This window comes from Pseudomonas sp. LBUM1661 (assembly GCF_059695925.1).
Genome location: NZ_CP166794.1, coordinates 637260 through 653269, shown reverse-complemented (window position 1 = coordinate 653269; position 16010 = coordinate 637260). Strand labels below are relative to the sequence as shown.

Annotated in this window: 16 protein-coding genes; all 16 read left to right on the top strand. The window is 61.1% G+C overall.

Annotation, left to right across the window (positions count from 1 at the left end; genetic code table 11):
• Window positions 1-15 precede the first annotated feature (15 nt).
• On the top strand, window positions 16-414 hold the full coding sequence (locus ACA057_RS02935) for a DUF2946 domain-containing protein (protein ID WP_497345809.1): 399 nt from the start codon (window positions 16-18) through the stop codon (window positions 412-414).
• Window positions 415-462: 48 nt separating this feature from the next.
• The gene (locus tag ACA057_RS02930; RefSeq protein WP_497345807.1) at window positions 463-942 is read left to right on the top strand and encodes a copper chaperone PCu(A)C; all 480 of its coding nucleotides are present in this window, start codon (window positions 463-465) and stop codon (window positions 940-942) included.
• 21 nt (window positions 943-963) lie between these two features.
• Window positions 964-1434: a DUF2946 domain-containing protein gene (locus tag ACA057_RS02925; RefSeq protein ID WP_497345805.1), complete on the top strand. Its 471-nt coding sequence runs from the start codon at window positions 964-966 to the stop codon at window positions 1432-1434.
• A gap of 84 nt (window positions 1435-1518) precedes the next feature.
• A complete protein-coding gene (locus tag ACA057_RS02920) occupies window positions 1519-3636 on the top strand; it encodes a TonB-dependent copper receptor (RefSeq protein WP_497345803.1) in 2118 nt (705 codons plus the stop codon).
• Between the two features lie 133 nt (window positions 3637-3769).
• On the top strand, window positions 3770-5149 hold the full coding sequence (locus ACA057_RS02915) for a PepSY-associated TM helix domain-containing protein (protein ID WP_497345801.1): 1380 nt from the start codon (window positions 3770-3772) through the stop codon (window positions 5147-5149).
• Window positions 5150-5357: 208 nt separating this feature from the next.
• Window positions 5358-6146 (top strand): ABC transporter ATP-binding protein, encoded by a 789-nt coding sequence (locus ACA057_RS02910; protein WP_497345799.1) that lies wholly within the window; start codon window positions 5358-5360, stop codon window positions 6144-6146.
• Window positions 6143-7102, top strand: a complete 960-nt coding sequence (locus ACA057_RS02905) for an ABC transporter substrate-binding protein (protein ID WP_497345797.1) — start codon at window positions 6143-6145, stop codon at window positions 7100-7102. The genes ACA057_RS02910 and ACA057_RS02905 overlap by 4 nt, the downstream gene beginning before the upstream one ends.
• Window positions 7099-8109 carry a FecCD family ABC transporter permease gene (locus ACA057_RS02900; protein ID WP_497345795.1) on the top strand — a complete coding sequence of 337 codons (1011 nt, stop codon included), beginning with the start codon at window positions 7099-7101 and terminating at the stop codon, window positions 8107-8109. The genes ACA057_RS02905 and ACA057_RS02900 overlap by 4 nt, the downstream gene beginning before the upstream one ends.
• A 315-nt stretch (window positions 8110-8424) precedes the next feature.
• Window positions 8425-9690 carry an urea ABC transporter substrate-binding protein gene (gene urtA, locus ACA057_RS02895; RefSeq protein WP_059405752.1) on the top strand — a complete coding sequence of 422 codons (1266 nt, stop codon included), beginning with the start codon at window positions 8425-8427 and terminating at the stop codon, window positions 9688-9690.
• Window positions 9691-9850: 160 nt separating this feature from the next.
• Window positions 9851-11353, top strand: a complete 1503-nt coding sequence (gene urtB, locus ACA057_RS02890; RefSeq protein WP_497345793.1) for an urea ABC transporter permease subunit UrtB — start codon at window positions 9851-9853, stop codon at window positions 11351-11353.
• Window positions 11353-12432 (top strand): urea ABC transporter permease subunit UrtC, encoded by a 1080-nt coding sequence (urtC, locus tag ACA057_RS02885; protein WP_497345791.1) that lies wholly within the window; start codon window positions 11353-11355, stop codon window positions 12430-12432. Before urtB ends, urtC begins: the two co-directional genes overlap by 1 nt.
• Complete coding sequence (gene urtD / locus ACA057_RS02880; protein ID WP_401359754.1) at window positions 12429-13298, top strand: urea ABC transporter ATP-binding protein UrtD; 870 nt, start codon at window positions 12429-12431, stop codon at window positions 13296-13298. Before urtC ends, urtD begins: the two co-directional genes overlap by 4 nt.
• Window positions 13299-13426: 128 nt before the next feature.
• Window positions 13427-14125, top strand: a complete 699-nt coding sequence (urtE, locus tag ACA057_RS02875) for an urea ABC transporter ATP-binding subunit UrtE (RefSeq protein WP_007979642.1) — start codon at window positions 13427-13429, stop codon at window positions 14123-14125.
• 30 nt (window positions 14126-14155) lie between these two features.
• Window positions 14156-14995 carry an urease accessory protein UreD gene (locus ACA057_RS02870; protein WP_497345788.1) on the top strand — a complete coding sequence of 280 codons (840 nt, stop codon included), beginning with the start codon at window positions 14156-14158 and terminating at the stop codon, window positions 14993-14995.
• A 164-nt stretch (window positions 14996-15159) separates the two neighbouring features.
• Entirely contained in the window at window positions 15160-15462 is a 303-nt protein-coding gene (gene ureA, locus ACA057_RS02865; protein WP_033055605.1) for an urease subunit gamma, read from the top strand.
• A 9-nt stretch (window positions 15463-15471) separates the two neighbouring features.
• Window positions 15472-16005, top strand: coding sequence for a GNAT family N-acetyltransferase (locus ACA057_RS02860; RefSeq protein ID WP_497345785.1), 534 nt, complete (start codon window positions 15472-15474; stop codon window positions 16003-16005).
• Window positions 16006-16010: the final 5 nt, after the last annotated feature.

Below are 16010 nucleotides of genomic sequence, written 5' to 3'. Positions count from 1 at the left end.
CACCGGATTTGTCCCATGTCCCGACAACGGCTCGCAATTGCCTGGATCGCCTGCTTCGCAGTGCTGTTCAATATGCTCGCCATGCCGATGACTGGAGCGATGGCGCAGACGGCGAAATCACCCGCCGAACAACTGTTATGGGGCAGTTTCTGTTCGTCCAGCGGCACGAAGATGGTGGCGATTTCCCTGGGCGATATTGAGCAAAAAGCTCCGCAGAGTGACGATCATTCCAACATGCAGCATTGCTGGTGCTGCTCTGGTTCCGCACCCTTGGTAGCGTTGCCAAATCATGTTCCGCAGCTTTATTTCGCACGTTTCGAGGCCAATCGAAGCCTGCCTCCCACCTCTCTCGATACCCCGACACCGCGCCAGCAATGGCCGAACCTCAACCCCCGCGCGTCCCCTCTGGTGTGATTCCTTCTCGCAATTGACCTGCGTTTCGAATCGCTCTGGAGAACTGCCATGTTGAACAAACTCATCGTTCTGGCCGCATTGCTGCTGCCTGCCTGCTTTGCCAACGCCCACGAATACAAGGCTGGCGAACTGCAAATCGCAAACCCCTGGTCACAAGAGTTGCCGCCCAACGCGCCGACCGTTGCGGCGTACTTCGTGATTCACAACGAAGGCAAAACCGCCGACCGACTGCTCAGTGTCGACTCTCCAATTGCTGACGTTGCCCAGTTGCACGAGCACATCATGCAAAACGATCTGATGAAAATGCAGCAGGTGCCAAGCGTGGAAATCCCCGCCGGTGGCGAAGTCACGTTTGCGCCGATGGCCTACCACGTGATGCTGCTAAACCTGAAGGACCGCAGCCTGTTGAGCGACGGCAAGCGCTTCCCGCTGACGATGCACTTCGAAAAGTCCGGTGACGTGACCGTCGAAGTTGCCGTGCAGAAGCAGGCGCCGGACGCCATGCAAGCGCACGTGCACACTCAGTAATCAGCAGAGCAGAAACCGCCCATGCGCCCGCTTAGCGCCAGGTCATCCACGCACCGTCGTCAGTCATTAAGCCTGACGCGCGGCAGCTGGATCAGCCTGTTCGCCATGTTGATGATCTTTATCGGCCCGCTGATTTCTCAGTCGATGCCGATGGATCAACGCGCCTCGGCTCTGATGCAAGTCTCCATGAGCATGTCGATGGACATGAGCATGAGCATGAGCATGGACATGTCGGCGATGGAACACGCCGAGCATGGTGCGCAACCCGCCGCCGAGCACTGTCCGCCAAAAGCCTCACATCACGCGCTCTGGGAAAAATGCGGCTATTGCAGCCTGCTGTTCAACTGCCCGGCGCTGACCGGTGGCGTGTCGTTCGCTGCCTTCGACACCCCGCACGCCAACACCTTCACCACGCCATCCCCTCGCCTGGGTCATGCCCGGCAAACCTTCTTCCCCGGCGCCCGCACCCGCGCCCCGCCCATCGTCGCGTAAACACCCACATCCAATCTCACACGGTTTAGAAGACAGCTGCAGGCTGCCGGCCGTGTCGTTTACGACTGTTCGATGGAAATTGTCATGTCCAGGTTTTCTGCTGACACACGCTTGAGCGCTGCCCAAGCCACTTTTGTACTGAACGAATTCAGTATTCGTTTCAGGCACGCCACCGCACTTCTTTGCGGCGCTCTGCTGACACCGATGGTGCTGGCCGAGGAACACGCGGGCCACACTGAAGAACTGAGCCCGACGGTGATCACTGCAATCGCGCCCAGCTCACCGCTGACCATCGTCACCAATCCAAAAGACCCGCGCCAACCCGTGCCGGCCAGCGACGGTGGCGATTACCTGAAGACGATTCCGGGCTTCGCGCTCGTGCGTAACGGCGGCACCAACGGTGATCCGGTGCTGCGCGGCATGTTCGGCTCGCGGCTGAACATCCTCACCAACGGCGGCCAGTTGCTCGGCGCCTGCCCCGGCCGGATGGACGCGCCGACCTCCTACATCTCGCCGGAAACCTACGACAAACTGACGGTAATCAAGGGCCCGCAAACCGTTCTCTGGGGACCTGGTGCATCGGCCGGCACCATCCTCTTCGACCGAGAGCCGGAGAGCTTCGGCGAACTCGGCACTCGGGTGAACGCCAGCGTGTTAGGCGGCTCCAACGGACGCTTCGACAAGGTGGTTGATGCCGCTGCGGGCGGTCCATTGGGTTACGTCCGAGTGATCGGCAACACCGCGCATTCCGACGACTACAAGGATGGCAACAACGACACCGTGCCCTCGCGCTACGACAAGTGGAACGGCGATGTGGCGGTCGGCTGGACCCCGGACGCCGACACCCTGCTGGAGCTGACCGCCGGCAAAGGCGACGGCGAAGCGCGTTACGCCGGGCGCGGCATGGACGGTTCGCAGTTCAAGCGCGAAAGCCTGGGCCTGCGTTTCGAGAAGTCGAACATCGGCGACGTGCTGGATAAGGTCGAGGCGCAGATCTACTACAACTACGCCGACCACGTGATGGACAACTACACCCTGCGCACACCATCGGGCACCGGGATGATGGCCGGGCCGATGGCCTCCAACGTCGACCGCCGAACGCTCGGCGCGCGAATCAAAGCCACCTGGCGCTGGGCCGATGTGCAGTTGATCAGCGGCATCGACGCGCAGACCAACGAACACCGCCAGCGCAGCGCCATGGGCATCGACGTCTACAAAGACTTGCCCTACACCAAAGACGCCGACTTTCACAACTACGGTGTGTTCAGCGAACTGACCTGGTACGCCGCCGACCGTGACCGACTGATTACCGGCGCGCGCCTGGACCGCGCCTCGGCCAAGGATTTCCGGCAGACCACTGGCTCCGGGATGATGACCCGTCCCAACCCGACCGCCGACGATACCCGCGCCGACACCTTGCCGAGCGGCTTCATCCGCTACGAACATGACCTGGCCGACAGCCCTGCCACGCTGTATGCAGGCCTCGGTCACACCCAGCGTTTCCCGGATTACTGGGAGCTTTTTTCGCCCAATTCCGGTCCCTCAGGTTCGGTGAATGCCTTCGATTCGATCAAGCCTGAGAAAACTACCCAGCTCGATTTCGGCCTGCAATACAAGACCGAAGACCTCGAAGCCTGGGCCTCGGGTTATGTCGGGCAGGTGCGCGATTACATCCTGTTCAACTACACGCCCGGAATGATGGGCATGACCTCGCAAGCCGAGAACATCGACGCGCGAATCATGGGTGGTGAACTCGGGGCGGCTTACAAGCTAACGAGCAATTGGAAAGCCGACGCGACCCTGGCCTACGCCTGGGGCAAGAACAGCAGCGACGGCAACGCGTTACCGCAAATGCCACCGCTGGATGCACGTTTCGGCCTGACCTACAGCGAAGACAACTGGAGCGCCGGGGCGTTATGGCGGGTGGTCGCGGCGCAAAACCGTATCGACCAGAACAAGGGCAACGTGGTCGGCAAGGACTTCGACAAGACCCCGGGGTTCGGCGTGTTCTCGCTCAACGGTGCCTATCGAATCGACAAAAACTGGAAGGTCAGCAGCGGCGTCGACAACGTGTTTGGCAAGGCTTACGCCGAGCATTTGAACCTGGCAGGGAACGCAGGTTTTGGCTATCCGGCCAATGACCCGCAGGCCATCAAAGAACCGGGGCGAACGCTCTGGACCAAGGTGGACATGAGTTTCTAATAAGAAAAGTCAAAAGATCGCAGGCTCCTACATTGGATCGCATACCCCTGTAGGAGCTGTGTAGAAGCTGTCGAGTGAAACGAGGCTGCGATCTTTTAACAAACGACTGAATCGCCAAAGCGGAGCAAACCTGATGAAACAGCCCAAAGTGAATTTCTACAACCTGGCGTGGCGCTGGCATTTCTATGCCGGTCTGTTCGTCGCGCCGTTCATGGTGATGCTGGCCCTGACCGGTACCATTTACCTGTTCAAGCCACAACTCGATCCGTTGATGTACGGCAGCCTGATGAACGTCCCGGCCGGGCATCACAGTCTCCCGGCCGACGACTTGCTCAAACGGGTCAAAGCGGCTTATCCACAAGCAACCATCAAGCAGTACCTGCCGCCGGTCAACGCCGAACGCAGCGCTCAATTTGTCGTGCTCAACGGTGACAATGAACTGAACGTGTTCATCGATCCGTACCAAGGTGACATCCTCGGCGAGCAAGACGCGAAAAAGAATCTGCAAGCGGTTGCGCGGGCGATTCACGGCGAGTTGATGATCGGCACCGTCGGTGATCGGCTGATAGAACTGGCTGCCGGCTGGGGCGTTGTGCTGGTGGTCTCCGGGGTGTTTTTGTGGTGGCCGCGCGGTCAGGCGGCCGGCATCTTGTGGCCACGTTTGAACAGTCGCGGCCGAGTACTCTGGCGCGACCTGCACGCGGTGACCGGCTTCTGGGGCGCGTCGTTGCTATTGGTGATGTTGCTCAGCGGCATGACCTGGACCGGTTTCTGGGGCAAGCAATACGCGGGCGTCTGGAACGTGTTCCCGGATGCAATGTGGAATGACATGCCCAAGTCCGACGTCGAGGCGCGCAGCCTCAACAGCGCCACTCGCCAGACCGTGCCCTGGGCCATGGAAAACACCCCGATGCCGATGTCCGGCGATCACGCTGAACACATGAACCACGGCACCGCGCCAGCCGGCCCTGCGGCACCGACCATCAGCCTGCAAGACGTGAAAAACATCGCCGAGCAACGCAGGGTCGAACCGGGCTACAGCATCACCTTCCCGACCACCGCCACCGGCGTGTTCACCATCGCGGTGTTCGCCGACGACCCGCGCAACGACGCCACCCTGCATGTCGATCAATACACCGGCGACGTCCTTGCCGACGTGCGCTACGAGCAATACGGCACCGTTGCCCGCGCCACGGAAATCGGCGTGATGCTGCACGAGGGCAAGATGTTCGGGTTGTTCAATCAGCTCATCGTGCTGCTGATCTGCCTGATGATTTTGCTCAGCGCCGTCAGCGGTGTGGTGATCTGGTGGAAGCGTCGTCCGCAAGGGAAACTGGGTGTGCCTCCACTGCGTCATGACCTGCCAAAATGGAAAACCGCGATGGTGATCATGTTTGGTTTGGCCGTGGCGTTTCCGTTGGTGGGCGCTTCGCTGGTGGTGGTGTGGTTGCTGGATCGGGTGCTGCTGTCGCGCTTCAACCGGCAAACTGAAAGCGCTTCACCTTCATCGTGAGTCAAGCGAGATGCGCGGGATTAAAGGAGCTGTAAACTGCCCGCGCGTCACCCTGGCCACTCAGGGTTTCCTCTGTGGCCCCTTCGCGAGCAAGCTCGGCTCCTACAGGGCTGTATCGATCACAGATTTGTGAACGACACAGCCCTGTAGGAGCCGAGTTTGCTCGCGAAGGCGTCATCAGCATCAGCAAAAATCCCAGAGTTAACGCATGACCTCGCTCAACCTGACAAACCTCACCTGGTCCCCTCTCGGCCACGGTCATTGTCATCACCAGTTCCAACTGCGTGATGCCTCGTTGCAGGTGGCCGCCGGTGAATTCGTCGGGCTGATCGGGCCCAACGGCAGCGGCAAGACCAGCCTGCTGCGTTGCGCCTACCGCTTCAGCAAACCGCACAGCGGTGAGGTAAAACTCGACCACCACAACGTCTGGAAGCAGTCCTCGCGCTGGTGCGCGCAACGCATCGCGGTGGTCTTGCAGGAATTCCCCGACGCTTTCGGCCTGACCGTTGAAGAGGTGGTCGCCATGGGCCGCACGCCGCACAAAGGCCTGTTCGATGGCGATACGATCGAGGACCGGAACCTCACGACCCAGGCCCTGCAATCGGTCGGCCTCAACGGCTTCGAAGATCATGCGTTCGCCACGCTCTCCGGTGGCGAAAAACAGCGCGTGATTCTCGCGCGCGCCCTGGCCCAGCAACCGCAACTGCTGATCCTCGACGAGCCGACCAACCACCTCGACCCACGCTATCAGCTGGAGCTGTTGCAGCTGGTCAAGCGATTGAAGATCGGCACCCTGGCGAGCATCCACGACCTCAACCTCGCCGCGGCCTTCTGCGATCGGCTGTACGTGATCAATCACGGTCGCATCGTCGCCAGCGGTACACCCAAAGACGTCCTCACCGCTGCGTTGCTGCACAACGTATTCGGCGTCGACGCGCTGATCGATGAACACCCCTTGCACGGCTACCCACGAATCACCTGGATAACCCAACCATGACTTTGCGTTCCCTGCTGCGTTCCAGCCTTTGCATCGCCGCGTTACTGGGCAGCGCCCAGGCGTTTGCCGAGGCCACGCATTACCCGCTGACGATTCAAAGTTGCAACCGCGACGTAACCTTCAAGCAAGCGCCGAAACACGCGGTCAGCCACGACATCAATATGACCCAGATGATGCTCGCCCTCGGTTTGAAATCGCGAATGGCCGGCTACAGCGGCGTGACCGGCTGGAAGTCCGTGACGCCCCAAATGCAGACCATCCTCGACGGCCTGCCGGAACTGGCGGCGAAGTACCCATCGGTGGAAACCCTGCTCAACGCCAACGTCGATTTCTTCTTCGCCGGTTGGGATTACGGCATGCGCGTCGGTGGTGACCTCACGCCGCAGACCCTCCAGCCGTTGGGCATCAATGTCTATGAGCTGACCGAGTCCTGCGCGTTCGTGATGAAGCGGCCACCGGCGACGCTGGAAGATACGTACAACGACCTGCGCAACCTCGGCAAAATCTTCGACGTGCAGGATCGCGCCAACGCCTTGATCGCCGGGATGCAGGCGCAGGTCGCCGAGGTCCGCAAGGACTTGCCCGCCGATAAACCCCGCGTGTTCCTCTATGACAGCGGTGAAGACCGGGCCATGACGTCTGGCCGCCTCGGCATGCCGCAAGCGCTGATCGATGCCGCCGGCGGGCACAACATTCTCGACGACGTCGACGCCAGCTGGACCCGGGTCAACTGGGAAAACGTGGTCGAACGCAATCCGCAGGTGATCGTGATCGTCGACTACGGCGAAGTCAGCGCCGAACAGAAAGAGCAATTCCTGCTGAACAACCAAGCGCTGCAATCGGTGGACGCGATCAAGTACCAGCGCTTCATCGTCATCCCTTATGTGCAAGCCACGCCGGGGATCGATAACGTGCTGGCGGTCGAAACCCTGGCCAAGGGTTTCCACGGCGAATGATCAATCGTCGCTACGCTTTGCTGCTGATAGGCCTCGGCGCGCTGTTGCTGGTGTCGTGCGTGGTGTCGCTGGGCTTCGGCCCGGCGCGGGTGCCGGTGGACGTGGTGTGGCGGATTCTGCTGCACAAGGCGTTCGGTCTCGGTGAGATCAATTGGAGCGCCGGGCAGGAACACATCGTCTGGCTGATCCGCGTGCCGCGCATGCTGCTTGGCGCGCTGGTGGGTGCCGGGCTGGCGTTGATCGGCGCGGTGCTGCAAGCGGTGACGCGCAATCCGCTGGCGGATCCGCACCTGCTAGGGGTCACCTCTGGCGCGACCCTTGGCGCGGTGATCGTGGTGCTGCATGTCGGTGAAATTGTCAGCCTGTTGACCTTGCCCATCGCCGCCTTCATCGGCGCATTGTTGAGCATGCTGATCGTGCTGATGATCGCCAATCGCAACGGCCGGCTCGACAGTGATCGGCTGCTGCTGTGTGGCGTGGCGGTGTCGTTCGTGATGATGGCGATCGCCAATTTGCTGCTGTTTCTTGGCGATCATCGCGCCAGTTCGGCGGTGATGTTCTGGATGCTAGGCGGACTCGGACTGGCGCGTTGGGAATTGCTGGCGGTGCCGGCGGCCAGCGTGTTGCTGGGGCTGGTTTTGCTGCTGGGCATGGCCCGACCGTTGAACGCGTTGATGGCCGGAGAACAGACGGCGGTGACCCTCGGCCTCAATGCACGCACGGTGCGCCTGCGGGTGTTTTTGATTGCGTCGCTGATGACCGGGGTGTTGGTGTCGATCAGCGGCTCGATTGGATTTGTCGGGTTGATGGTGCCGCACATTGCACGTCGATTGGTCGGGGCTGAGCATCGGCGGTTGTTGCCGGTGTGCGTGTTGCTGGGCAGCCTTTTCCTGGTCTGGGTCGATGTCGCTGCGCGGACGATGATTGCCCCGGAAGACTTGCCCATCGGCGTCGCCACCGCCGCCATCGGTGGCCTGTTCTTCATCGGCCTCATGCGCCGCCGCTGATTCACCTCTTTCAAAACTGTGGGAGCGAGCCTGCTCGCGAATGCGGTGTGTCAGACAACATAAAGGGTGACTGACATGCCCTCTTCGCGAGCAGGCTCGCTCCCACAGGTGATCACTGTTGGCCGCCCCAATGTGGCGCACCTCGGCGCACCAACGCCTCGTGCACGTCCCTTCATGGTGCGCCATCCAAACCGCACGACCGCTCTAATACGACATTTCCCTGCCTTTTGCCGACCAGGCACAGCCCTTGCTAAAGAGCCTTCAGTAGTCCGCATCTGCCACCAAAAAAATTCATAAGTTCATGGAGATCGCACAATGAAGCGTCGCAGCTTGATCAAGGCTTTCACACTCACGGCAAGCATTGCCGCGATGGGCATGACCTGGACTGTCCAGGCCGCCGAGACCATCAAGGTCGGTATTCTGCATTCGTTGTCCGGCACCATGGCGATCTCCGAAACGTCACTCAAAGACATGGCGTTGATGACCATCGACGAGATCAACGCCAAGGGCGGCGTGAACGGCAAGATGCTCGAACCGGTGGTGGTGGACCCGGCGTCGAACTGGCCGTTGTTCGCCGAGAAAGGCCGTCAGCTGCTGACCCAGGACAAGGTCGCGGTGGTGTTTGGTTGCTGGACATCGGTGTCGCGTAAATCGGTATTGCCGGTGTTCGAAGAGCTCAACGGCTTGCTGTTCTACCCGGTGCAATACGAAGGCGAAGAGATGTCGCCGAACGTGTTCTACACCGGCGCCGCGCCGAACCAGCAGGCGATTCCGGCTGTTGAATACTTGATGAGTGAAGAAGGCGGCAGTGCCAAGCGTTACTTCCTGCTCGGCACCGACTACGTCTACCCGCGCACCACCAACAAAATCCTGCGCTCGTTCCTGCACTCCAAAGGTGTGGCGGACAAGGACATCGAAGAGGTCTACACCCCGTTCGGTCACAGCGACTATCAAACCATCGTCGCCAACATCAAAAAATTCTCGGCGGGCGGCAAGACAGCGGTCATTTCCACCGTCAATGGCGACTCCAACGTGCCGTTCTACAAAGAGCTGGCCAACCAGGGCCTGAAAGCCACCGACGTGCCGGTCGTGGCGTTCTCGGTGGGCGAAGAAGAACTGCGCGGCATCGACACCAAACCGCTGGTGGGCAACCTGGCGGCGTGGAACTACTTCGAATCGGTCGAGAACCCGGCGAACAAGAAATTCGTCGCCGACTGGAAAGCCTACGCCAAGAAACACAACCTGCCGGGCGCCGATAAAGCGGTGACCAACGACCCGATGGAAGCCACTTACGTCGGCATCCACATGTGGGCGCAAGCGGCGGAAAAAGCCAAGTCCACCGACGTCGACAAAGTCCGCGAAGCCCTGGCTGGCCAGACCTTTGCCGCGCCGTCCGGCTACACCCTGACCATGGACAAGACCAACCACCACCTGCACAAACCAGTAATGATCGGCGAGATCCAGGCCGACGGTCAGTTCAACGTAGTGTGGCAGACCGAAGGACCGATCCGCGCCCAACCATGGAGCCCGTTCATTCCGGGTAACGACAAGAAGCCGGAGTATGCGGTGAAGAGCAACTAAGTCACTGGGTGTCGAGCCTGACGAAATCGTCCGGTCCGACGCAATTCCCTGTGGGAGCTGGCCTGCCAGCGATGGCATCACCTCAGTGCCGCAGTTGCACCGAGTCGCCTGCATCGCTGGCAGGCCAGCTCCCACAATGTCCGCGTCAAGGCGACTCTCTATGCCCACTGTTCTTTACCGAATTCTTCTGGCCATCGCACTCTTGCTACCGATGGCCACCCACGCCAGCGATGCCGAAGACTTCGTCGCGGCCAATCCCGTGCAGCAAGCCAAACTGCTGGAAGCCTGGGCTGCGCAGCCCGACCCGGCTCGAATCGAACTGATCAACGCCCTGCAACAAGGCGAGTTGACCGTCGACGGCCAGCCAAAAACCCTGCGCCTGAATAACCGCCTGCGAGGCCTGATCGACACCACGCTGGCCAGCCACCAATTGCTCGCCGCCGACGCCAAAATCCGCTTGGCCGCTGCGCAGCAATTACAGAAAAGCGCAAAACCGGCGCAGCTGAAATTCCTCGACCTGCAACTGGCAGGTGAAAAAGACGAAAGCGTTCACGCCGCGCTGAGCCTGGCGTTGGCCAATTTGCAACTGGTCGACAGCGACCCCGCCGTGCGCCTCGCCGCCGTGCGCCTGCTCGGTGAAACCGGCGACCCACTGGCTCGCACCCGCCTCGAAAGCCTGCTGGAACCGGGTGTCGAAACCGATGCCGGTGTGCGCACCGCCGCCGAAACCAGCCTGGCGCAGGTCAAGCGCAAACTGCTGATCGGCGAGATGCTCGGCCAGGCCTTCAGTGGCATGTCCCTCGGTTCGATTCTGCTGTTGGCGGCGCTGGGGCTGGCAATCACCTTCGGCCTGCTCGGCGTGATCAACATGGCCCACGGCGAGATGCTGATGCTCGGCGCGTACTCGACGTATGTGGTGCAGTTGATGTTCCAGCGCTTCGCGCCGCACGCCATCGAGTTCTACCCGTTGATCGCGTTGCCGGTGGCATTTTTTGTCACGGCCGCGATCGGCATGGCGCTGGAACGCACGGTCATTCGCCACCTCTACGGCCGTCCTTTGGAAACCCTGCTCGCCACCTGGGGCATCAGCTTGATGTTGATCCAGTTGGTGCGGCTGGTGTTTGGTGCACAGAACGTCGAAGTGGCCAACCCGGCGTGGTTGTCGGGCGGGATTCAAGTGCTGCCCAACCTCGTGCTGCCGTACAACCGCATCGTGATCATCGCCTTCGCCCTGTTTGTGGTGGTGTTGACCTGGCTGCTGCTGAACAAGACGCGCCTGGGCTTGAACGTGCGCGCCGTCACCCAGAACCGCAACATGGCCGCCTGCTGCGGCGTGCCCACCGGGCGCGTGGACATGCTCGCCTTCGGCCTCGGCTCGGGCATCGCCGGCCTCGGCGGTGTGGCGCTGAGCCAGATCGGCAACGTCGGCCCGGACCTCGGCCAGAGCTACATCATCGACTCGTTCCTGGTGGTGGTGCTCGGCGGTGTCGGGCAGTTGGCCGGCAGCGTGCTGGCGGCGTTCGGGCTCGGCATCGCCAACAAGATTCTCGAACCGCAGATCGGTGCGGTGCTCGGCAAGATCCTGATCCTCGCGCTGATCATTCTGTTCATCCAGAAACGTCCGCAAGGCCTCTTCGCACTGAAAGGACGGGTGATCGACTGATGAACCAGCCCCTGATGCTCACGGCCACGCAAAAGGCCGGCCCTAAAGTCACGATCGCCGTTGGCGCGGTGATTCTTGTTCTACTGTTGGCGTTGCCGCTGCTGTCGTTGTTGGCGCCGGACAGTGCGTTGCACGTTTCGGCGTACACGCTGACGTTGGTGGGCAAAATCCTCTGCTACGCCATCGTCGCCCTTGCGCTGGACCTGGTCTGGGGGTACGCCGGCCTGCTGTCCCTCGGTCACGGCCTGTTCTTCGCCCTCGGCGGTTACGCCATGGGCATGTACCTGATGCGCCAGGCCTCGGGCGATGGCTTGCCGGCGTTCATGACGTTCCTGTCGTGGACCGAATTGCCGTGGTATTGGACCGGTACCAGCAGCTTTCTCTGGTCGATGTGCCTGGTGGTATTGGCGCCGGGTTTGCTGGCGTTGGTGTTCGGGTTCTTTGCCTTCCGCTCGCGGATCAAGGGCGTGTATTTCTCGATCATGACCCAGGCCCTGACCTTCGCCGGGATGCTGCTGTTCTTCCGCAACGAAACCGGGTTTGGCGGCAACAACGGCTTCACCAACTTCCGCACCATTCTCGGCTTTGGCATTACTGAACCGGGCACGCGAGCCGTGCTGTTTTTCGCCACGGTGCTGTTGCTGGTGGCGAGCCTGTTCATCGGTTGGCGTCTGGCGCAGAGCAAATTTGGCCGGGTGCTGACAGCGTTGCGTGATGCGGAAAACCGCCTGATGTTCTGCGGCTACGACCCGCGTGGTTTCAAGCTGTTTGTCTGGGTCTTGAGCGCGGTGCTCTGTGGCCTGGCCGGTGCGTTGTATGTGCCGCAAGTCGGGATCATCAACCCGAGCGAAATGTCGCCGACCAACTCGATCGAGGCTGCGGTCTGGGTCGCATTGGGCGGTCGCGGCACGCTGATCGGCCCGTTGCTTGGCGCGGGTGTGGTCAACGGCATGAAGAGTTGGTTCACCGTCGCGTTTCCTGAGTATTGGCTGTTCTTCCTCGGCGCGCTGTTCATCGTCGTGACCTTGTACCTGCCCAAAGGCGTGATCGGTCTGTTGAAGAAAAGGGGCGAACAATGAGAATCACACCAACGGCGGAATTCATGCTCGAACCGGCCTTTTTCCCAGTGGAACCCAACAAGGACGCCGGCACCAGCCGCGATACGATCGGTCTCGGCCAACGCGCAGGTCCAGGCCTGAACACCCGCCACGGCACCATCCTCACGCTTGAAGACATCAGCGTCAGCTTCGACGGTTTCAAGGCGCTGAACAATTTGAACCTGTACATCGGCGTCGGTGAACTGCGTTGCATCATCGGCCCTAACGGCGCGGGCAAAACCACCTTGATGGACGTGATCACCGGCAAGACTCGCCCCAGCCATGGCAAGGCCTGGTTTGGCGAAACGCTGGACCTGACGCAGATGAGCGAGGTGCAAATCGCCCAGGCCGGCATCGGCCGCAAGTTCCAGAAGCCGACGGTGTTTGAAGCGTTGAGCGTGTTCGAAAACCTCGAACTGGCGCAGAAAACCGACAAGTCGGTGTGGGCCAGCCTGCGGGCTCGCCTGACGGGCGAACAACACGATCGCATCGCCGAAGTGCTGGAGACCATTCGCCTGACCACCTCGGTCAATCGCCCGGCAGGGTTGTTGTCTCACGGCCAAAAGCAGTTTCTGGAAATCGGCATGTTGCTGATGCAAGACCCGCAACTGCTGCTGCTCGACGAACCGGTGGCGGGCATGACCGACGCCGAAACCGAATTCACCGCCGAGTTGTTCAAAAGCCTGGCCGGCAAGCATTCGCTGATGGTGGTGGAACACGACATGGGCTTCGTCGGCGCCATCGCCGACCACGTCACCGTGTTGCACCAGGGCAGCGTGCTGGCCGAAGGGTCGCTGGAACAGGTGCAGGACAACGAGCGCGTGATCGAGGTCTACCTCGGCCGCTAGAATTGCGAACACAGAACCTGTGGGAGCGGGCTTGCCCGCGATGAGGATGGCACCTCCAAACTTTTGTTGACTGACACACCGCCATCGCGGGCAAGCCCGCTCCCACAGGGTTCGAGGAGAAACAAAAAATGCTGCAAGTCGAGAAACTGCACCAGTACTACGGCGGTAGTCACATCCTGCGAGGCCTGACGTTTGACGTTAAGGTCGGCGAAGTCACTTGCCTGCTCGGGCGCAACGGCGTGGGCAAGACCACCCTGCTCAAATGCCTGATGGGTTTGCTGCCAGCGAAGGAAGGCGCGGTGAACTGGGAAGGCAAACCGATCACCACGTTCAAGCCGCACCAACGGGTGCATGCCGGGATTGCCTATGTGCCTCAAGGGCGGGAGATCTTCGGCCGGCTGACGGTGGAAGAAAACCTGCTGATGGGCCTTTCGCGGTTTCCCGGCTCTGAAGCCAAGGAAGTCCCGGCGTTCATCTACGAGCTGTTCCCGGTGTTGCTGCAAATGAAGCAACGACGCGGCGGCGACTTGTCCGGTGGCCAGCAACAGCAACTGGCCATCGGACGAGCGCTGGCCAGTCGTCCACGCCTGCTGATTCTCGACGAGCCCACCGAAGGCATCCAGCCGTCGGTGATCAAGGAGATCGGCGCGGTGATCAAGAAGCTTGCGGCCCGTGGTGACATGGCGATTTTGCTGGTGGAGCAGTTCTACGATTTCGCCGCCGAACTGGCCGATCAGTACCTGGTGATGTCCCGAGGCGAAATCGTGCAGCAGGGTCGCGGCGAAAACATGGAAGCCGAGGGTGTACGCGGTCTGGTTACGATCTAATCTGTAGCGTCCTGACGATAATTAGAAACCATGAATCTACCCATTGCCACTGCCCTGTTTACCCCTAGCTGGCACGCCGAGCTGGAACTCGGCTACGCGCGTTTCGGCGACAGCACGCGCCCGGTTCAGCGCCGGCATAAAGGCCCGCTGCGGGTGCAAAAGCACCTGTATGCCGAAGGGCCCGAGGTCTGCCAACACATCATCGTGCATCCGCCGGGCGGGATTGCCGGCGGCGATCGGCTCGATATCTCGGCCAGCGTCGGTCGCGATGCCTGGGCGCAAATCACCAGCCCTGGCGCAGCCAAATGGTATCGCGCCGCCGGGCCCGCTTATCAGCAGCTGACCTTGAACGTCGCGGCCGGTGCGACACTGGAGTGGCTGCCACAAGAGACGATCGTTTTCAGTGCGGCGCAGGCTGAACTCAGCACCTCCATCGACCTTGAAGGCGACGCCCGGCTGTTCTATTGGGACGTCGTGGCGCTGGGTCGCCCGGCCAGCGGCGAGCGTTTCGACCGCGGGCATTTCCAGGCGCACCTGGACATCCGCCGCGACGGCCAGTTGCTCTGGCACGAACGCCAGCGCATTGTCGGCGCGGATGGTTTGCTCGATTCGCCGATTGGCCTGGATGGGCAACCGGTGTTTGCGACGTTGCTGGTGACCGGGGAAATCGATAGCGATTTGCTGGAACAGTGCCGCTCGCTGCCCAATGACGTGCGCGGGGATCTGACCCAGTTGCCGGGGCTTCTGGTGGCTCGATGCCTGGCCAGTGAGGCGCTTCTGGCCCGTGGCTGGCTGATTGATTTGTGGCGACTGCTCAGGCCGGCGTTGCTCGGCCGAGAAGCCGTGCCACCGCGAATATGGAGCACCTGATGTGTGCTTTTTGTGGGAGCGGGCTTGCCCGCGATAGCGGTTTTACAGCCAACATCTGTGTTGGCTGTGATGGCCTCATCGCGGGCAAGCCCGCTCCCACAGGGGATCTGTGCAACCAGAACCAGATCCGAAACTTTTTAATCTGCCCCTAATGGATTCCAACGATGGACCTGACCCCACGCGAAAAAGACAAGCTGCTGATCTTCACCGCCGGCCTCGTCGCCGAGCGGCGTTTGGCGCGCGGCGTGAAACTCAATTACCCGGAAGCCATGGCATACATTTCCGCCGCGCTGCTCGAAGGCGCCCGTGACGGCCGCACCGTCGCCGAGCTGATGCACTTCGGCACCACCCTGCTCAGCCGCGAACAAGTGATGGAAGGCATCCCGGAAATGATTCCGGAGATCCAGGTCGAAGCGACGTTCCCCGACGGCACCAAACTGGTCACCGTTCACCAACCGATCGCCTGAGGCCGCGCCATGACTTACGACATTCGCGATGCCGTGCACACCGACCTGCCGGCGATCCGCGACATCTACAACGACGCCGTGCTCAACACCACGGCGATCTGGAACGAACAGGCCGTAGACCTGGGCAATCGCCAGGCCTGGTTCAGCGCCCGGCAAGCCCAGGGTTATCCGATTCTGGTGATCGTCGACGGCGACAACACTGTGCTGGGCTACGCTTCATTTGGTGACTGGCGGCCGTTCGACGGTTTCCGCCATACCGTCGAGCACTCGGTGTACGTGCGCAGCGACCAGCGCGGCAACGGTCTCGGCCCACAGCTGATGACCGCGCTGATCGACCGCGCCAAACGCTGTGACAAGCACATCATGGTCGCCGCCATTGAAAGCGGTAATGCCGCGTCCATTCGCCTGCATGAACGGGCCGGTTTCGTCACCACTGGGCAGATGCCCCAAGTGGGCACCAAGTTTGGCCGCTGGCTGGACCTGACTTTCATGCAACTGACCCTCAATCCTGGCGCGGAGCCGCCGCCCGCCCACAAGGAGTAACTCTC